Consider the following 19,599-nt stretch of genomic DNA (forward strand, 5'->3'; position numbering starts at 1 on the left):
GGTAGCCGAGCGCGTTGGACAGCGCGACGGTGACCTCCCAGTCGGCGAGGCCGGCGAGCGGCGGCATGACCTTGCGCACCCGCGAGATCCGGCGCTCGGCGTTGGTGAACGTGCCGTCCTTCTCGAGGAACGACGAGCCGGGCAGGAACACGTGCGCGAACTTGGCGGTCTCGTTGATGAACAGGTCCTGGACGATGATGCACTCCATGGAGCGCAGCGCGCGGGACACGTGCTCGGTGTTCGGATCGGACTGCGCGATGTCCTCGCCCTGGACGTAGAGCGCGCGGAACGAGCCGTCGACCGCGGCGTCGAACATGTTGGGGATGCGCAAGCCCGGTTCGCTTTCGAGATGGACGCCCCAGGCGGCTTCGAACAGGGCGCGGGTGGCATCGTCGGAGATGTGGCGATAGCCCGGCAGCTCGTGCGGAAACGAGCCCATGTCGCAGGAGCCCTGCACGTTGTTCTGGCCGCGCAGCGGATTCACGCCGACGCCGGGACGACCGATATTGCCGGTCGCCATTGCGAGATTGGCGATCGCGATCACCGTGGTCGAGCCCTGGCTGTGCTCGGTGACGCCAAGGCCGTAGTAGATCGCGCCATTGCCGCCGGTCGCATAGAGCCGCGCAGCGGCGCGTAATTCCTTGGGATCGACGCCGGTCATGATCGCAGTCGCTTCCGGGCTGTGCTTCGGAAGGGCGACGAAAGCCGCCCAATCCTCGAACTCGCCCCAGTCGCAGCGCTCGCGCACGAAGGCCTCGTTGACGAGGCCCTCGGTGACGATGACATGCGCCATCGCGGTGAGCACCGCCACATTGGTGCCGGGCAAGAGCGGCAGATGATGCCGAGCCTCGATGTGTGCCGAGCGGACGAGATCGATGCGGCGAGGATCGACCACGATCAGTTTGGCGGCGGCGCGCAGCCGCTTCTTCATGCGGGACGCGAACACCGGATGCGCGTCGGTCGGGTTGGCGCCGATCACCATGATGACGTCGCTCTGCTCGACCGAGTCGAAATCCTGCGTGCCGGCAGAGGTGCCGAAGGTCGTCGCCAGTCCATAGCCGGTCGGCGAATGGCAGACGCGGGCGCAGGTGTCGACATTGTTGTTGCCGAAGCCAGCGCGGATCAGCTTCTGCACCAGATAGGTCTCTTCATTGGTGCAGCGGGAGGAGGTGATGCCGCCGATGGCGCCGCGGCCATATGTCTGCTGGATGCTTTTGAACTTGCTCGCAGCGAAATTGAAGGCTTCGTCCCAGGAGACTTCGCGCCAGGGATCCTCGATCCGCTCGCGGATCATCGGGTTGAGGATACGTTCCTTGTGAGTCGTATAGCCCCAGGCGAAGCGGCCCTTGACGCAGGAATGGCCGCGATTGGCCTTGCCGTCCTTGAAAGGAACCATGCGCACGACTTCCTCGCCGCGCATCTCCGCCTTGAAGGCGCAGCCGACGCCGCAATAGGCGCAGGTGGTGACGACCGAATGCTCGGGCTGGCCGATCTCGATAACGGATTTCTCCATGAGCGTCGCGGTTGGGCAGGCCTGCACGCAGGCGCCGCAGGAGACGCATTCGGAGCCCAGAAAACTGTCGCTCATGCCGGGCGAGACGCGGCTGTCAAAGCCGCGGCCCGAAATCGTCAGCGCGAAGGTGCCTTGCACGTCCTCGCAGGCGCGCACGCAACGCGAGCAGACGATGCACTTGGAAGGATCGTAAGCGAAGTACGGATTGGACTCGTCCTTCGGCATCCAGGCGGCGTTGAACTCGCCGCCCGCCTTCTCGAACACATGGTTCTCGCCTTGGTAACCGTAGCGCACGTCGCGCAGCCCCACCGCGCCGGCCATGTCCTGCAATTCGCAATCGCCGTTGGCGGCGCAGGTGAGACAATCGAGCGGGTGGTCGGAGATGTAGAGCTCCATCACACCCTTGCGTAACGTCTTCAGTCGTTCGCTCTGGGTATGCACGACGAGGCCGGGAGCGACGGGTGTTGTGCAGGAGGCCGGCGTGCCGGCGCGGCCTTCGATTTCGACCAGGCAAAGCCGGCAGGAGCCGAACGCGTCGACCATGTCGGTCGCGCAGAGCTTTGGGATCTGCGTGCCGGCTTCCATCGCCGCGCGCATGATGGAGGTGCCATCAGGCACGGTGACGGTCTGACCGTCGATGGTCAGCGTGACCGTCGTCTCGGATCTGGATTGGGGCGTGCCGAAATCGGTTTCCTGGATCAGCGACATCACGATCCTCCTATTCCGCGGCCTGCAGCTTGGCCGGTGCCGGGCCAAAGTCTTCCCGGAAATGTTTCAGCGCGCTCATGACGGGGTAGGGCGTAAATCCACCGAGGGCGCAGAGCGAGCCGAACTTCATGGTGTTGCAGAGGTCCTCGACCACGGCGAGATTTTCGGCGACGCGTTCGCCGCGGATGATCTTGTCGATGGTCTCGACACCGCGCGTCGAGCCGATCCGGCACGGCGTGCACTTGCCGCAGGATTCGATCGCGCAAAACGCAAACGCGAAGCGCGCCTGCTTCGCCATATCGACGGTGTCATCGAACACGACAATGCCACCATGGCCGATCAGGCCATCGCGCGCGGCAAAGGCCTCGTAATCGAATGGCGTATCGAACAGCGCGCGGGGAAAATAGGCCCCGAGCGGACCGCCGACCTGCACGGCGCGCGCCGGGCGCCCCGTGAGGGTGCCGCCGCCGATGTCGTCGACGAGCTCGCCGAGCGTGACGCCGAAGGCGGTCTCGAACAGGCCGCCGTATTTGACGTTTCCGGCGAGCTGGATCGGCATGGTGCCACGCGAGCGTCCCATACCGAAATCGGCATAGGCCTTCGGGCCTTCGGCGAGGATGAAGGGGATCGCCGCGAAGGAGAGCACGTTGTTGATCACGGTGGGATTGCCGAACAGGCCCTTGTGCGCCGGCAGCGGCGGCTTGGCGCGCACGATGCCGCGGCGCCCCTCCAGGCTTTCGAGCAGCGAGGTCTCCTCGCCGCAGACATAGGCGCCGGCGCCGACGCGAACTTCAAGGTCGAAACTGTGTGCGGAGCCGCCGATGCGATCGCCGAGCAGCCCCGCGCGTTTCGCGGTGGCGATCGCCGCATTCATGGCTAGGGCGGCATGCGGATATTCCGAGCGGATATAGATGTAGCCCTTGCTGGCGCCGACCGTGATCGCGGCAATCGTCATGCCTTCGATCAGCAGGAAGGGATCGCCTTCCATGATCATGCGGTCGGCAAACGTGCCGCTGTCGCCTTCGTCGGCGTTGCAGACAATGTATTTGCGGTCGGATTTGGCGTCGGCCACCGTTTTCCATTTGATGCCGGTCGGAAAACCGGCGCCGCCTCGGCCGCGCAGGCCTGACGCCGTCACGTCGGCGAGGATTGCTTCCGGCGTCAACGACAGTGCGCGGTCAAAACCGCGGTAGCCGCCATGAGCGCGATAGTCCTCGACCGAGCGGGGATCGATCACACCGCACCGCGCGAAGGTGAGGCGGGTCTGCCGCTTCAGCCAGGGGATTTCCTCGGCGAGGCCGAGCCACAACGGATGCAGGTGGCCTGAGATCGCGGCATCGAGCACGGACGGCACATCGGCGGTCCCGACGGGACCAAACGCGATGCGGCCGCGTGGTGTCGCGACTTCGATCATCGGCTCGAGCCAATAGAGCCCGCGCGAGCCGGTCCGGATGATTTCGATGGCAATGCCGCGCTTTACGGCCGCCTGTTCCAGCTCCAGCAAAACGTCATCGGCGCCAACCGCGATCGCGCCGGCATCGCGTGGGACAAAGAGGCGAAGGGTCATCGCTGCGCCTCCGCCACCACCGCATCGAGGCGGGCTTCATCGAGGCGGCCGACCACGCGTCCGTCCAGCATGGCCGACGGCGGGGTGGCGCAGAGGCCGAGGCAGTAGATCGGCTCCAGCGTCACACGCTCGTCGGCCGTCGTGCCGCCGATCGCAATGCCGAGCCTGGCTTCAGCACGCGCGGCGAGCGCATTGCCGCCCGCGGCCTGGCAGGCTTCGGCGCGGCAAAGTTTCAGCACATGGCGGCCGGCGGGCTTTTTGCGGAAATCGTGATAGAAGGTGAAGACGCCGTAGACTTCGGCGCGGGACAGATTCAGTACCGAAGCGACCATCGAGATCGCAGGCTCCGGCACATAGCCGAACGCGTCCTGCAACGCGCGCAGGATCACCAGGGTCGCGCCCTCGCAGCTCGCATGTTCGGCGATGATCTCGGCGCCGCGCTCCTCGTTCCAGGATTCGTAACAGGGTTCGCAGGGCGACGTCATTTTTGTTCTCAATCAGTGGTTTCCTCACCCCCGATGAGAAATCAGAATCCGTCCGGATATCAATAAAGCAGTCCCGTGGGGCGATTGGAGATGCCGATTAATAGGGTTGCGAAATCAATCGATATGAAAACGAAATCATGCGATGAAATGGCGGTCCCGTGCGGCTTTTAGCGCAGGCAGCCGCCGTGATAAGGGTAACGATCCTCTAAAGGCTCTCGCGAAAGGCGCGCGGTTTTGATCGACAAGCTTGAACTACTACTTGCGCTGGCAAAGGAGCGGCATTTCGGGCGGGCGGCGGAAGCATGCGGCGTCACGCAGCCGACGATGTCGACCAGCATCAAGCAGCTCGAGGAGTTCCTCGGCGTGATGCTGGTGCAGCGCGGCTCACGCTTCCAGGGCTTTACGCCGGAGGGCGAGCGCGCGCTCGACTGGGCGCGCCGCATCGTCGGCGATGCCCGCGCGATGCGGCAGGAGATCAACACGCTCAAGGAAGGTCTCTCCGGCGAGATCGCCATCGCAGCGATCCCGACCGCACTCGGCATGCTCGCCTCGCTGACGACGCCGTTTCGCGCGCGCCACCCGAACGTGCGTTTCCGCATCATATCCTCGACCTCGATCACCGCGCTTGCATTGCTCGAAAATCTCGAGGTCGATGCCGCGCTCAGCTACATCGAGAACGAGCCGATCGGCAAGGTGCGCACGGTGCCGCTCTACAATGAGAGCTACCGCTTGCTGACGTCGCCGGACGGCATGTACGGCGACCGCAAGGAGGTGACCTGGAAGGAAGTGGGGCAGGTGCCCCTGTGTCTCCTGACGCCCGACATGCAGAACCGCCGGATCATCGATCGGGCGCTGCGGTCGGTCGGCGTCGAGGCGACGCCGACGCTGACGTCGAACTCCATCATCGTGTTGTACACCCATGTGAAGACGGGCCGCTGGGCCAGCGTGATGCCGGCAAAGCTCGCGGAGACGCTGGGATTTTCCGACCGGGTGAAGGCTATCCCGATCGTCGATCCTGCCGTCAGCTACAATGTCGGCCTGCTCATTTCGCAACGCGATCCGATGACACCGCAGATCGCGGCGTTGGTGCAGGTGGCGCGCGAAGTCGCGCCGACTCTGGAGTCGTGATGATTGTCATTCCGGGATGGTGCACAGCACCAGACCCGGAATCTCGAGATTCCTGGTTCGATGCTTCGCATCGCCCCGGAATGACGGCGGAACGTGTCGACTGCCTCATGCCGCCGCCGGCATGTCCGGCCTGCGGTCGTGGGGATGGCGCGGCAGTGAGACGCGAACGACGGTGCCGCTGCCGAGCCGCGAGCGCAGCTTCATCGATCCGCCATGGAGCTGGGTGAGCGAGCGGGCGATCGCAAGCCCCAGTCCCGAGCCGTGATAGGTCTTGGTGAGCTGGCTTTCGACCTGCTCGAAGGGGCGGCCGAGCCTTGCCAGCGAGTGTGCGGCGATGCCGATGCCGGTGTCGGCGATCAGAAGCGTGATGCAGTCGTCGGTGATCCGGCTGCGCACGGTGATCTTGCCGCCTTCCGGCGTGAACTTCACGGCGTTGGACAACAGGTTGACCAGGATCTGCTTGGTCGCGCGGCGATCGGCCACCACGGAAATGGTCCGTGCGATGTCGGCGTCGACTACCAGCTGCTTGTCCTGGGCGCGGCCGGAAACGACGCGCAGCGATTCCGCCAGCGTCTTGGAGAGATCGAGCGGCTCCATGTCGAGCTTCATGCGGCCGGCCTCGATCTTGGACATATCGAGGATGTCGTTGATCACCTCGAGCAGGTAATGGCCGCTGGTAAGGATGTCGTGGCAATATTCCTGGTATTTCTCCGAGCCGAGCGCGCCGAACATGCCGCTCTCCATGATCTCCGAGAAGCCGATGATGGCATTGAGCGGCGTGCGCAACTCGTGGCTCATGTTGGCGAGGAATTTGGACTTGGTTTGATTGGCTTCCTCGGCGCGGGTCTTTTCGCGCTGATACTTCTCGGCGAGATCAGCGAGCTCGAAGGCCTGCCGCTCGAGCGCGGCGCGCGAGCGCTGCAGGTCGATGACGGTGGCGCGCAGCCGCAAGTCGTTGTCGACGAGCTTCTGCTCGTGCTCCTTGATGCGGGTGATGTCGGTGCCGACCGACACATAGCCGCCGTCCTTGGTGCGGCGCTCGGAGATGTGCAGCCAGCTTCCGTCCTCGAGCTGGGCCTCGAAGGTGCGCGCGCCCGGCGTCATCTTGGCAGTCTCGTGCAAACGGGTGCGAACCTCCGGCATGCGGCCGACCTCGATCACCGTCTCATAGGAGGTGCCGGGGATCACCGCGGAGTCCGGCAGCTTGTGCAGCCGCTGGAAGTGCGAGTTGCAGAGCACCAGCCGATTGGAGGCGTCCCACAGCACGAAGGCCTCGGGGATGGTCTCGATGGCGTCGCGCAGGCGAAGATCGGCTTCGATGGTCTTCTCGGCGAGGCTCTTCTGCTCGGTGATGTCGACCGCGATGCCGATCAGATGCAGGCCGGCGTCGCTCGAGCCCTGGCTCAGCTCGCAACGGACGCGGAGCCAGATCCAGTGGCCGCTGGTGTGCTGCATGCGGAAGGTCTGGTCGATGTGATCGATCTCGCCGGCGATGAGCTGGTCGGCAATCGCAAACAGATCGATGTCGTCGGATTTCACCAGCGCGTTGACCTCGCCGAAGGTGAGGAGGTCGCTGCGGCTGTCGAGCCCGAGCATGGTGAACATCGATTGCGACCAGAAGATGCGGCCGCGCGAAAGATCCCAGTCCCACAATCCGCAACGCCCGCGGTTGAGGGCGGTGTCGATCCGCCCGCGCACGGCATCATTGATGAGATCGCCCTCGCGGGCGCGGGTCGATTGCCAGTGGAAGGCGAAGCCGAGGATCAGGACGACGAAGCCGGTCGTGGCCGAGAGCGTCACCGACAGCGCGGAATCCGAGCCCCAGATCGGCTCCAGGTTCTCCTGGATGACGATGACGCGGCCCGGCAGTGCCTTGGTGAGCTGCGAGGTGGCGATGGCGCGGTTGCCGTTCGGTACGCGCAGGTCGGTTACCGAGCCTTGCTTGCCGGGAGATGCCAGGAGCTGCGCCGAAGAAATGGCGTCGAGGATGCCGTCGGACTCGCCGAGCGTCGCCTCGATCGGGACACGGGCAAGAATGCGGTTGTCGGCATTGACGACGATCACGTGGCGCCCGGGAGCGATCCCCCATGCCGGCAGCAGGTCGGGCAGGAGCGATTGCAGGCGCTCGATGCTGGTGAGGCGCTCGGAACGGTTGGAAGCGATGCGGTCGATGCGCTCGGCGAGATAGTCGGCAAGTGCGGTGATGTCGCGCTCGGCGGAGGCGCGCTTCTGACGGCTCTGGTCGAGCACCTGCACGAAGGCGCCGAGGCAGATGGTGATGAGGAAGGCGATGATCAGCGTGGGTACCGCGCGGCGAAGCGTCGGCTCCGCCGTCAGCAGCCGGGTGTAGGCCGGCTTCGCGATCGATTGCGCCAATCCCTTGATCGAATCGGATTGGGCGCACGCGTTCGCCGCATGCGCACGCGACATGCCCTAGACCCCCGCCGAAGGTTATTTTTTCACCCGGTCCGGAAGCTCCCCACGCCGCCTCCGAATCAATGTGATTTGAATCCAGTTTTTGCGACCTGTCGAGAGTCAACGATTCCGTAGGGCAAATAATTCTTGTCCCACAGAGAATCGAACGCGTGAAATTACGGAAGATCTGAGTCCGAAACAGGAACGACGTGTGACTTTCGAGACGTTAACCGTGCGGCGGCTCGGCGTGACTGATGACGCGCTTCACGCTCGGGAAGGCGCGTCGCAGCGCGCGCTCGATCTCGTCGACGTTCTCGTGCACCTTGATCACGCTCATCTCTGGTGCGGCGCGGCAGTGGAAGTTGACGATCTCGCCGGCGTCGGTGTTGCGCACGCGGACATTATGGATGTCGACGATGGCGGTGTCGGCGGCAAAGCGGGCGAGCGCCGCCTTTATGGTCGCGACGCGGTCGGAGGCGGCATCCGTGCCCCAGGGCAATTCCGGCTCCAGCGGCTCGATGTGGGTGTCGACCTCGACTTCAGCGCCGAATTCGTCGCGGATGCTGCGCTCGAGGTCGCGGGTGATGTCGTGGGCCTCTTTCAGCGCCATCTCGCCGTCGACCTCGAGGTCGATGCTGACGATGAGCTTTCCGCCGAGGTCGTGCACGGTGACATGGTGGATGGCAAGGCCCGAATTGCGCGCGATCACCATGATGCGTTCGCGCACGCTCTCATTATTCAGTGCGACCGGCACCGAGGTGAAGGTGACGTCGGCATCACCAAGGGCGCTTGCGACCGCAGCCTGCACCTTCCGCTTGATCTCGTCGACGCGGTCGATCGGATAGGTGCGCGGCACCTTGACGATGGCATCGATGAAATGCGTCGAACCGACCATGCGGGCGCGCAGGCGCTCGACGCCGACGACGCCCGCGACCTGCTCCATCGCGCTCCGTGCTTTGGCGGCCACGCCCTCCGGCGCGCGGTCGAGCAGGGTTTCGACGGTGGAGCGCGCCATGCGCAGGCCGAGGAGGGCGATCATGATGGCGACCGCTATGGCCGCCGCGGCGTCGCCCCACCAGAAGCCGAGCCCCGCCAGTGCGAGCCCGACGATGACGGCTAGCGAGCCCATCACGTCGGAGGCGAAATGCAAGGCATCGGCCGCCAGCGCCTGGCTCCGGGTTGCGCGCGCGACGCGATGGAGCGCGCGCGCCCGCCAGAAATTCACGGCGATATCGATCAGCAGCACGAGAAAGGGAATCGCCGAGATCGAGGGCGGCGACGTGCCTTGATGGAGGCGGCTATAGGCTTCGACCAGGATGCCGCCGGCGAGCACGTAGAGGATCGCGATCACGCCGAGCGCAGAGACGCTCTCGAACTTGCCGTGGCCGTAATGATGCTCTTCGTCCGCCGGTTGGTCGGAGACCCGCACGATCATCCAGGTGATGATGGTCGCGATCACATCGACCGAAGAGTGCAGGGCCTCGGAGACCAGCGCCAGCGAGCCGATGATGATGCCGACGACGAACTTGGCCGCGGCCATGCCCGCCGAGGCAAAGATCGAGATTGCCGCGACGCGGGTCTTGGCGGTGTGGACGTGTGCACTCATGCGCGCCCGTTTAGCAGGGCGGCGGGCTGCACGAAAGCCGGAGATCAGGACGCGCTATCGCAACTCATTTGCAGGAACGCCGTTGCGAATGGTTCTGATTTGAAAGAGTCATCACAGCGTCACGACGATCTTGCCGAGATGCTTGTTGGCTTCCATGTGCTCGAAGGCCTTGCCGATGTCGTCGAACTTGTAGACCTTGTCGATCGGCAATTGCAGCTTGCGCGATTCGACCGCGCCCCAGATGTCCTTCCGGACTTCATCGAAAATCTCGCGGATTTCCTCGATGGTGCGCGTGCGGAAGGTGACGCCGATATAATGGATGCGGCGCGCGGCATGCAGGTCGAAATTGAATTCGGCGCGGGCGCCGCCGAGCCGACCGACATTGACGATGCGGCCCTTGATCCTGGTGGCGGCGAGGTTCTGGCTTGCGACCTTGCCTGAGACCTGGTCCACGATGAGATCGACGCCTTGGCCGTTCGTCGCTTTCAGCACCTGGTCGACCCAGCCCGGGTCGGATGAGTCAACCGCCAGATCGGCGCCGAACTCCTTCAGTCGTCCGCGGCGGTAGGCGTCGGTCGAGGAGCCGACCACGAGAGAGGCGCCCTTGAGTTTTGCAATTTGCATCGCCATCAACCCGACGCCCGAGCTTGCGCCCTGGATCATCACGCTCTGACCCGGCTGCAGTCCGCCGTTGGTGACGACGGCGTTGTGCATGGTGGCGAGCGCCACGGGCAGGGTGGCGGCTTCGTCGAAATTCATGTTCGAGGGGGCGCGGAAAATCCGGCCGTGATCGGCCAGCGTATATTCGGCGAAGGCAGCAGCCCCCGAGCCCATGATGCGGTCGCCGACCTTAACGCCCTTTGCTTCAGGTCCGAGCTCGGCGACTTCGCCGGCCCATTCCATGCCGAGCACGGTGCCGACACCGCCGGCCGAACCATGGACATGGCCCTTGGTCATGCCGATGTCGGCGCGGTTGAGGCCGCAGGCATGGACCTTGACCAGCACCTGTGTGCCCTTCGGTGCGGGCTTCGGAATGTCGGTGACGGCGGCGCCGCTGGTGCCATAGACATAGGCCTTCATGGGAGCGCTCCTTTATTCCGCGCAATCTATTTCGTAGCTGTAGGGTGGGCAAAGGCGCGTTAGCGCCGTGCCCACCATCGCTCCGCGGATCTCTTCGCGAATGGTGGGCACGCTTCGCTTTGCCCACCCTACAAATCTGTGGCGAGGCGGCTAGATTATTCCGCAGCCTGCCGCTTGCCTCCGGACAGCATGGCCTCGAAGCGCTCGCGCATGATGGCTTCGGCCTCGCGGACGATGCGCGAGACGAGCTCGGCGCAACTCGGGATGTCGTGGATCAAGCCCTGCACCTGGCCGGCCGACCAGATGCCTTCATCGGCATCGCCAGTGGCGTAGACCATCTTGCCGCGGGCGCCGGCGACGAGATCGCGGATGTCCTCGAACTTGGCGCCTTCCTTCTCCATCGCCACGACCTTGGTCGAGACCGCGTTCCTGGCGACGCGCGAGGTGTTGCGCATGGTGCGGAAGATCAGCTCGGTCTCGCGCTCGTCGTTGGCGACGATGCGTTCCTTGATGAGCTGATGGATCGGGCTCTCGCGGGTCGCCATGAAGCGCGTGCCCATGTTGATGCCCTCGGCGCCAAGCGCGAGCGCCGCGACGAGACCACGGCCGTCGCCGAAGCCGCCGGAGGCGATCATCGGGATCTTCACCTTGTCGGCGGCGGTCGGAATCAGGATCAGGCCGGGCGTGTCGTCCTCGCCGGGATGGCCGGCGCATTCAAAGCCGTCGATCGAGATGGCATCGACACCCATGCGCTCGGCGGAGAGCGCGTGGCGGACGCTGGTGCATTTGTGCACGATCTTGATGCCGTGCTTCTTGAATTCGGTGACATGCTCCTGCGGCTTGTTGCCGGCAGTCTCGACGATCTTGATGCCGCTTTCGATGATGGCCTGGCGATACTCGGCGTAGGGCGGGGGCTTGATCGCGGGCAGGATGGTGAGGTTGACGCCGAACGGCTTGTCGGTCATGCCGCGGCAGCGGGCGATTTCCTTCGTGAGATCCTCCGGCGTCGGCTGGGTCAGCGCGGTGATGAAGCCGAGCGCGCCGGCATTGGCGACCGCCGCAACCAACTCGGCGCGGCCGACCCATTGCATGCCGCCCTGCACGATCGGGTGCTCGACGCCGACGAGTTCGGTGAAGCGCGTTTTGATCATTCTGCCCTCTGTTTCCCTGGACAAAGCGCGCGGCTGGCGCGTCTTCTGCTTTCAGAGGGCAGGATGGCGTTACATCAGGCAAAAGTCCACCGGGCGGGACCGTCGTTCAGGGAGCGCTCTTATGCAAAAGCGGGGGCTTTTGTTTCCGCCGGACGGACATTTGCCGCAGCTTCGTCGAATGCGCTCGAGATGTCGCGCATGCTGATGACGCCGGCGAGCGAGAAATTGTCGATCACGGGAAGATGCCGGATGTGGTGCACGTTCATGAGATGGCGAACGTGCTCCAGCGTATCGGCTGAACTGCAGGCGACCAGCCGCTGCACGGAGATGAGCTGGGAAATCTTCATGCCTATGCCGGCGGCGCCATGGGCGGCGACGGCGCGCACCACGTCGCGCTCGCTGAACATGCCGACCGCGGTATTGCCTTCGGTGCGGACGACATCCTTCACGACGACCGCGCTGATATTGCTGGTCCGCATGAGCTGTGCCGCGACGCCGACCGTTTCGTTCATGCGAACGGTGACGACACGAGCCGTGGTCTTCTGGCGCAGGATGTCTTCGACCTTCATCTCAACCTCCTTGAGGGGGTCACGCGGCCAAACCGAGTGTAGTCGACTGTGGTATACATTATGCCAAATGTCAAGCCTTCTTTACGCGTTTCCGAAAAGAATTATCTGCCAGCACCACTGACACGCGGCCGACCTGTTCCACGAAAAAAGGGCGCACCGAGGTGCGCCCTTTTCAGTTCGGAGATGATCAGGCCTCATTCAGCAGGCTGGCCCACGGTGCGATCCTCGTTTGCCTGCGACGAACTCATCGACAGTCTCATCGGCCGGACCACGAACAGCGCGAGCCCCACGACCGCAAAGTTCATGATCGAGGCCACGACGAAAACCGAATGCCAGCTTCCGGTGTAGGATTTCAGCACATTTGCCAGCGGCACCACGAACGCCGACAGCCCCTTTGCCGTGTAGAGCAGGGCGGTGTTGGTGGTCGCATATTTCGGGCCGAAGATGTCGGTGCAAGTGGAGGGGAAGAGGCTGAAGATCTCGCCCCAGGTGAAGAAGATCAGCGCCGCACAGATGACGAAGGTCCACGGGGTCGTGCCTGCCGTGCCGAGGAGCCAATAGGCGATGCCGCCGGCAGTGAAGGCAATGGCCATCGTGTATTCGCGACCGATGTGGTCCGACACCCAGCCGAAGAAGGGCCGCGCGCCGCCATTGGCCAGATTGTCGATCACGCCGGAAACGATCAGCGTGGTCGCGCCGAACAACACCACCGTCTGCGCGACGCCGTAGTCCTTTGCGATCACGGCCACTTGTGCCGCGACCATCAAGCCGCTCGCCGACACCAGCACGAACATCAGGTAAAGCAGCCAGAACACCGGCGATGCCAACACCTGCGTGGGCGTGCTGCTGTACTTCGACTGCAAGACCTTGACGGTGGAGGGCGCGGTGACTTCGCCAGGCTCCGGGGCCCGCAGCAGCCATGCCAGCACGAAAACGACGCCGCCCTGGATCAGCGCGAACCAGAAGAACGTATCCGCATATCCCACCGCGGCGATCATCTTCTGGATCGGAATTACGGTAAGGGCTGCTCCCGCGCCGAACCCGGCCGCCGTCAATCCCACCGCGAGACCGCGGTGATCGGGAAACCATTTCACGGCGTTGCCGACGCAGGTCGCATAAATGGCACCCGCACCCGCGCCCGAGACGACCGCGCCGAAATAGAGCAAGCCGAGCGAATTGGCCTTGGCGTTGATGAGCCAGCCGGCCGCAACGAGCACTCCACCGACGGCCACCATGAACTTCGGGCCGCGCGGGCCGAGCGAGTCCACGATCCAGCCCTCGATGGGCGTCAGCCACGTTTCAAGCGCGACAAAGATGCTGAACGCGACCTGGATGCTGCCGACATTCCAGGAATTGGCTTTGGCCATAGGGCCAACGAAATAGGTCCAGCCATATTGCAGGTTGGCGATCATCGCCATGCAGATGATGCCGATGACCAGTTGAACCCAGCGAAAGCCGCTCGTTGGCGTTGCCGTATTTGTGCTGACAGCCATGAATCCTCCCAACGCGCTTTTTTTCGGTTACGCGACCTAAGATCGCAAACCTGCGACCTTAACGTCCCAAGCGTCATCGGAATCTTGGTATAATATATTCCAACATGCAAGCAACATCTTACGATGCGGCGCAGCATCTCCCCTTGGCAATTTGGATGAGAAGATGTCGGCGAAGCGGAACCTCCAGCCGGTTGCGATCGTCACCTGGTGCGAGCAACGCCGATCATCGTTGTGATCAGCGAAAGGTCTTGCGCCGCAACGGTTGTCTGCGACGGCTTGGACTCGGTTGCGCAAACTGGCGCGCAAAAAAAGGCTCCGGAAAACCGGAGCCAAGTCTCGGGAGGAAGACTGCGAGAAGACCTTCGTTCACAAGAGCTCAGACGTCGCAGCGCTGGATATCGCCGTTGCGGATGTTCATTTCCGCATAGGCCATCAGCCAGCAGTCGATGGTGGCCGCAAGGCGGCCAAAGAAAGTGTTGGCGGGCGAAAGGGCGATCGCTGTGGTCTCTGACATTGTTGGCTCTCAGGTTTTCGGACGGCGGGGGCCGCCTGACTGCGTAGCAAATGATCTAATGTATACCAGATACCAGAGCAATGACGCTGTTTGCATGGCAGCATTTTCTCCTGTGCAACGCAGCACGGCCGGCACCGACGTCAGAAAACAAAAAGGCCGCCTTTCGGCGGCCTTCGTAGCCCTTTGATACGGCAGGTGATTATTCCGCCGCTTGCTTCTGCGGCGGGTCCAGCGCGCCGGAACGGTGGATTTCCGCGATCTGGTGATCGCTGAAGCCGAGCACCGCGCGCAGGATTTCGTCGGTGTGCTCGCCGAGCAGCGGCGAGCGCCGGACGTCGCTCGGCGAGTCCGACAGCTTGATCGGATTGCCGACCGAGAGGTACTTGCCACGCTTGGGATGATCGACCTCGACGACGGTCCCGGTCGCGCGCAGCGACTGATCTTCCGCCAGTTCCTTCATCGACAGGATCGGCCCGCAGGGAATGTCGAGCTTGTTGAGGATGTCCATGGCCTCGAACTTGGACTTGGTCATGGTCCACTGCTCGATGCGGGCGAAGATTTCGTTGAGCCGCGGCAGGCGGGCCGCCGGCTTGGCGTAATCGGGGTGCGTCTTCCAGGTTGGCTCGCCGATGACGTCGCAGATCTTCTCCCACACCGGCGCCTGGGTGATGAAATAGATGTAGGCGTTCGGATCAGTCTCCCAGCCCTTGCACTTGAGGATGCGGCCGGGCTGGCCGCCGCCGGAATCGTTGCCGGCACGCGGCACGGCGTCGCCGAACGGGATGCCTTCGCCGAACTGGCTGTATTCATTCAAGGGACCATGGGCGAGGCGCTGCTGGTCGCGTAGCTTGACGCGGCAGAGGTTGAGCACGCCGTCCTGCATCGCGGCGGTGACGCGCTGACCCCTGCCGGTATGGGTGCGCTGGTAGAGCGCGGTGACGATGCCGAGCGCCAGATGCAGGCCGGTGCCGCTGTCGCCGATCTGCGCGCCGGTCACGAGCGGCACGTCGTCGGGGAAGCCGGTGGTGGAGGCCGCTCCTCCCGTGCACTGCGCGACGTTCTCATAGACCTTGCAGTCTTCGTAAGGCCCGGGGCCAAAGCCCTTGATCGAGGCCACGATCATCTTCGGGTTGATGGCCTGGATCTTCTCCCAGGGAAAGCCCATGCGGTCGAGCACGCCGGGGCCGAAATTCTCCACCAGCACGTCGCAGCTCTTGATCAGCGCGGTGAGAACTTCCTTGCCCTTCGGGTTCTTGGTGTCGAGGGTGATCGAGCGCTTGTTGTGGTTCAGCATGGTGAAATACAGGCTGTCGACGTTCGGGACGTCCTGAAGCTGACCGCGCGTGATGTCGCCCACGCCGGGGCGCTCGACCTTGATCACGTCGGCGCCGAACCAGGCCAGGAGCTGCGTGCAGGTCGGGCCCGACTGGACGTGGGTGAAATCGAGAATGCGAACGCCCGTGAGCGCCTTGGTCATCGTGATTGCTCCGTACTCTTTTCTTGCCCCTGCCGATGCAGGGAATAATGGGTTCAGCGGGACTGCTTACTTCTTCTTCAGAACGCTCTGCGGGTTGAGATTGCCGATGCGGCCGCTCTCCGAGCCTGCCGCCGGATCGATCACCGCGTTGATCAGGGTCGGCTTGCCGGAATCCATAGCGGTATTGACCGCGCGCTTCAATTCGTCCGGCGAGGTCGCATTCACGCCGACGCCGCCGAAGGCTTCCATCATCTTGTCGTAGCGCGAGCCCTTGACGAATACGGTGGTCGCGGGGTCGCTGCCGGCTGAATTGACATCGGTGCCGCGATAGATGCCGTCATTGTTGAAGATGACGACGCAGACCGGCAGCTTGTAGCGGCAGATGGTCTCGACCTCCATGCCGGAGAAGCCGAATGCGCTGTCGCCTTCGATCGCAAGCACCGGCTTGCCGGTCTCGACGCTGGCTGCGATGGCATAGCCCATGCCGATGCCCATCACGCCCCAGGTGCCGACGTCGAGACGCTTGCGCGGCTGATGCATGTCGATCACGCCGCGCGCAAGGTCGAGCGTATTGGCGCCTTCGTTGACGAGGATGGCGTCGGGCCGCTCCTTGATAACGGTGCGGAGCACGCCAAGCGCGCCGTGGTAATCCATCGGGGAGTTGTTGTTCATCAGCCGCGGCGCCATCTTGGCAACGTTGTCGTCGCGCTTGGTCTTCACGGCGTTGAGCCAGTCCGCCGCCGGCGCGCTCCAGTTGTTGCCCATGGCGTCCAGCAGCGCGCTGACGCAGGAGCCGATGTCGCCGACCACGGGCGCCGCGATCTCGACATTGGAGTCCATTTCCTTGGGCTCGATGTCGACCTGGATGAATTTCTTTGGCGCTTCGCCCCAGGTCTTTCCCTTGCCATGCGAGAGCAGCCAATTGAGGCGGGCGCCGATCAGCATCACCACGTCGGCGTCCTTCAAGACGGTCGAGCGTGCAGCACCTGCGCACTGCGGATGCAGGTCGGGCAGCAGGCCCTTGGCCATGCTCATGGGCAGGAACGGCGCGCCGCTCTTCTCGACGAAGGCCTTGATCTCGTTGTCGGCCTGCGCGTAGGCCGCGCCCTTGCCAAGGATGATCAGCGGGCGCCTGGCGCTCTTGAGCACATCGAGCGCGCGCTTGACGGAGGCGGGGGCGGGGATCTGCGCCGGCGCCGCGTCGATCACCTTGACCAGCGATTTCCGGCCGGCGTCCGCGTTCATCACCTGCGAGAACAGTTTGGCGGGAAGATCGAGATAGACGCCGCCCGGGCGGCCCGACACGGCGGCGCGGATGGCGCGGGCGAGGCCAATGCCGATGTCCTGGGCGTGCAGCACGCGGAACGCCGCCTTGCACAGCGGCTTTGCGATCGCGAGCTGATCCATCTCCTCATAGTCGCCCTGCTGCAGGTCGACGATCTCGCGCTCGGACGAGCCCGAGATCAGGATCATCGGAAAGCAGTTCGTGGTGGCGTGCGCGAGCGCGGTGAGGCCGTTGAGGAAGCCGGGCGCCGACACCGTGAGGCAGACGCCGGGTTTCCTGGTGAGAAAGCCCGCGATCGCCGCCGCATAGCCCGCATTCTGCTCGTGACGGAACGAGAGCACGCGGATGCCGGCGGCCTGCGCCATGCGGCCGAGATCGGTGACCGGAATGCCCGGCACGCCATAGATCGTGTTGATGCCGTTGAGCTTCAGCGCATCGATGACCAGGTGGAAGCCGTCCGTGAGTTCCTGCTCGGCGCCCGCTGCTTCGGTCTTGGCGGCGGTATTCAGCATGGGCTGGTTCTCCCTGATCCTGTTTTTCGAGGACGAGTTGATCGTCTTCTGCTGTGAAAAGTTCTTGCCTAAACCAGATCCTGGCCGTGCGCTTCGACGAAGGCGGCAAGGCCAAGCGTGTGGTCGCGCGCCCGCTTCTCGGCCAGCTCGGTATTGCGCTCTTCCAGCGCCTCGATGATTCCAAGATGCTCCGGCAGCGAGGCGGCGATGCGCTCGGTGCGTCCGATGGTGAGCTGGCGATAGCCGCGCACATGCAGGAGGATCTCGTTGGTCATGTCGACCAGCGTCGGCGATTCCGACAGCGAGATCAGCGCCTGGTGGAAGGCGATGTTCGCTTTCGAATATTCGTCGACATGGTCCTGGGGCAGGCGGTCCTTGTTGAAGTTCTTGAAGAAGTCGCGCAGCGCCGAGATGTCCTTCTTGCGCGCGGTGGTGGTGATCAACCGCGCCGCCATGCTCTCGAGCGCCGCCCAGGCGCGGATCATGTCGACGATTTCCGCTTTCGTCCGGCGCACCACAATGATCCCGCGGCGTGGAACCGTCTTCACGAAACCGTCCTGCTCCAGCATCGCGATCGCTTCGCGGATCGGGGTGCGGCTGACGCCGAGCCGCTCCGACAGCGCGCGCTCGTCGAGCATCACGGGCTCGGGCGTCGCATAGATGTCCATCTTGAGGATCGCTTCCTTCAAGGCCTCATAAGCCTTGTTCTTGAAGCTGGTCTCCGGGGCGATCCTGACAATTGCAATATCTGCCTCGGCCATGGGTAGTGGCGCCTTGGTTGGTTTCCGGTTGCTCACGACGATCTCCTTCAGGGGAGTCGTCTTTTACCTCAAAATATGTATCGTGATTTTTGGCATACCAGATGCCAGAATGTCAAGCAGCCTTATTTTTCAGCGTTTCCGCGTCCACACTGCTTGACAAGGCTCTCTCTGGCATACCAAATGCCATAAAAATAGACCGTCCCAAGGAGGAAGCGATGTTGTCGAAATCCAAAGACGCCGTTCGCAAGGTTCTCGACCAGGTCAAGGCGGAGAATCGTGCGAGCTTGACCGCGCCCGAAGGCAAGCTCTTGTGCGACGTCTATGGTATCCCGGTTCCGCGGGAAGGGTTGGCCAAATCTGCCCCTGAGGCCGCCAAGATGGCCAACGACATCGGCTTCCCGGTGGTGATGAAGATCGTCTCCCCCGACATCCTGCACAAAACCGAAGCCGGCGGCGTCATGGTCGGCGTCAAGACCGCAGGCGAGGCCGAGAAGGCCTACGACACCATTCTTGCCAACGCGAAGAAATACAAGGCCGACGCCAGGATCGAGGGCATCCAGGTGCAGCAGATGCTCGCCGGCGGCACCGAGGTGATCGTCGGCTCCATCACCGACGGTTCCTTCGGCAAGCTCGTGGCTTTCGGGCTTGGCGGCGTGCTGGTTGAAGTCTTGAAGGACGTCACCTTCCGGCTTGCGCCAGCGACCAGGCAGGACGCGCTGTCCATGCTCGACGGCATCCAGGCGCATGAGATGCTCAAGGGCGTGCGCGGCGGCGACCCCGTCAACCGCGATGCGCTCGCTGACGTCATCGTGAAGGTCTCGCAGCTTGTCAGCGACTTTCCGGAGATCGTCGAGCTCGACCTTAATCCGGTTTTCGCCACCAGGAAGGATGCGATCGCCGCCGACGTGCGCATCGTCGTCGACTTCAATTACGTGCCGCGGCCCAGGCCGCGTCCGACCGAAGAGATCGTGGCTGCGATGAACCGCATCATGCAGCCGAAGGCGGTCGCCGTGATCGGCGCCTCCGCCGAGGACGGCAAGATCGGCAACTCGGTGATGAAGAATCTCATCAATGGCGGCTACAAGGGCGAGATCTATCCGATTCACCCGAAGGCCGCGGACATCCTCGGCTACAAGGCCTACAAGAGCGTCAATGACGTGCCCGGCGTGATCGACGTCGCGGTGTTTGCGATCCCCGCAAAATTCGTTGCCGGTGCGCTGATCGAATGCGGCGAGAAGAAGATTCCCGGCGCGGTGCTGATCCCGTCGGGCTTCGCCGAGGCCGGCGCACCGGAATTGCAGGCCGAGATCGTCGAGATCGGCAACAAGTACAACG

At 63.6% G+C, this 19,599-nt stretch carries 15 protein-coding genes; 2 read left to right on the forward strand and 13 right to left on the reverse strand.

The window, feature by feature from the left end; translation table 11 throughout:
- From fdhF to VKR55_RS17310, 3 genes are all read right to left on the reverse strand, one after another.
- On the reverse strand, nt 1-2,221 hold a 2,221-nt coding region (gene fdhF / locus VKR55_RS17300), incomplete at its 3' end, for a formate dehydrogenase subunit alpha (RefSeq protein WP_324405151.1).
- A gap of 10 nt (nt 2,222-2,231) precedes the next feature.
- Nucleotides 2,232-3,788, reverse strand: a complete 1,557-nt coding sequence (locus VKR55_RS17305; RefSeq protein ID WP_324405152.1) for a formate dehydrogenase beta subunit — start codon at nt 3,786-3,788, stop codon at nt 2,232-2,234.
- The gene (locus VKR55_RS17310; protein WP_324405153.1) at nt 3,785-4,273 is read right to left on the reverse strand and encodes a formate dehydrogenase subunit gamma; all 489 of its coding nucleotides are present in this window, start codon (nt 4,271-4,273) and stop codon (nt 3,785-3,787) included. Before VKR55_RS17310 ends, VKR55_RS17305 begins: the two co-directional genes overlap by 4 nt.
- Nucleotides 4,274-4,507: 234 nt before the next feature.
- On the opposite strand from VKR55_RS17310, the gene VKR55_RS17315 reads away from it, so the two are divergent.
- On the forward strand, nt 4,508-5,401 hold the full coding sequence (locus tag VKR55_RS17315; RefSeq protein WP_324405154.1) for a LysR family transcriptional regulator: 894 nt from the start codon (nt 4,508-4,510) through the stop codon (nt 5,399-5,401).
- 105 nt (nt 5,402-5,506) lie between these two features.
- Here the strand turns inward: VKR55_RS17315 and VKR55_RS17320 are convergent, their stop codons facing one another.
- From VKR55_RS17320 to VKR55_RS17365, 10 genes are all read right to left on the reverse strand, one after another.
- Nucleotides 5,507-7,831, reverse strand: coding sequence for a PAS domain-containing sensor histidine kinase (locus VKR55_RS17320; RefSeq protein ID WP_324405155.1), 2,325 nt, complete (start codon nt 7,829-7,831; stop codon nt 5,507-5,509).
- 211 nt (nt 7,832-8,042) lie between these two features.
- On the reverse strand, nt 8,043-9,422 hold the full coding sequence (locus tag VKR55_RS17325; protein ID WP_324405156.1) for a cation-efflux pump: 1,380 nt from the start codon (nt 9,420-9,422) through the stop codon (nt 8,043-8,045).
- 111 nt (nt 9,423-9,533) lie between these two features.
- Nucleotides 9,534-10,502 carry a zinc-binding dehydrogenase gene (locus VKR55_RS17330; protein WP_324405157.1) on the reverse strand — a complete coding sequence of 323 codons (969 nt, stop codon included), beginning with the start codon at nt 10,500-10,502 and terminating at the stop codon, nt 9,534-9,536.
- A gap of 155 nt (nt 10,503-10,657) precedes the next feature.
- The gene (locus VKR55_RS17335; RefSeq protein WP_324405158.1) at nt 10,658-11,653 is read right to left on the reverse strand and encodes an NAD(P)H-dependent flavin oxidoreductase; all 996 of its coding nucleotides are present in this window, start codon (nt 11,651-11,653) and stop codon (nt 10,658-10,660) included.
- A 119-nt stretch (nt 11,654-11,772) separates the two neighbouring features.
- Complete coding sequence (locus VKR55_RS17340; RefSeq protein WP_324405159.1) at nt 11,773-12,222, reverse strand: CBS domain-containing protein; 450 nt, start codon at nt 12,220-12,222, stop codon at nt 11,773-11,775.
- A gap of 194 nt (nt 12,223-12,416) precedes the next feature.
- Nucleotides 12,417-13,715, reverse strand: coding sequence for an oxalate/formate MFS antiporter (gene oxlT / locus VKR55_RS17345; protein ID WP_324405160.1), 1,299 nt, complete (start codon nt 13,713-13,715; stop codon nt 12,417-12,419).
- Between the two features lie 376 nt (nt 13,716-14,091).
- Complete coding sequence (locus tag VKR55_RS17350) at nt 14,092-14,229, reverse strand: hypothetical protein (RefSeq protein WP_324405162.1); 138 nt, start codon at nt 14,227-14,229, stop codon at nt 14,092-14,094.
- A gap of 199 nt (nt 14,230-14,428) precedes the next feature.
- Nucleotides 14,429-15,706 carry a formyl-CoA transferase gene (frc, locus tag VKR55_RS17355; RefSeq protein ID WP_324405163.1) on the reverse strand — a complete coding sequence of 426 codons (1,278 nt, stop codon included), beginning with the start codon at nt 15,704-15,706 and terminating at the stop codon, nt 14,429-14,431.
- Between the two features lie 66 nt (nt 15,707-15,772).
- Nucleotides 15,773-17,503 (reverse strand): oxalyl-CoA decarboxylase, encoded by a 1,731-nt coding sequence (gene oxc / locus VKR55_RS17360; RefSeq protein ID WP_324405164.1) that lies wholly within the window; start codon nt 17,501-17,503, stop codon nt 15,773-15,775.
- A 68-nt stretch (nt 17,504-17,571) separates the two neighbouring features.
- Nucleotides 17,572-18,264, reverse strand: coding sequence for a GntR family transcriptional regulator (locus VKR55_RS17365; RefSeq protein ID WP_414642387.1), 693 nt, complete (start codon nt 18,262-18,264; stop codon nt 17,572-17,574).
- 215 nt (nt 18,265-18,479) lie between these two features.
- Between VKR55_RS17365 and VKR55_RS17370 the strand changes: the two genes are divergently transcribed.
- Nucleotides 18,480-19,599 (forward strand): acetate--CoA ligase family protein (locus VKR55_RS17370; protein WP_324405167.1); only part of this gene is annotated, 1,120 nt, incomplete at its 3' end.

It is taken from the genome of Bradyrhizobium sp., from assembly GCF_035309285.1.
In the GTDB taxonomy this organism is placed as follows: domain Bacteria; phylum Pseudomonadota; class Alphaproteobacteria; order Rhizobiales; family Xanthobacteraceae; genus Bradyrhizobium.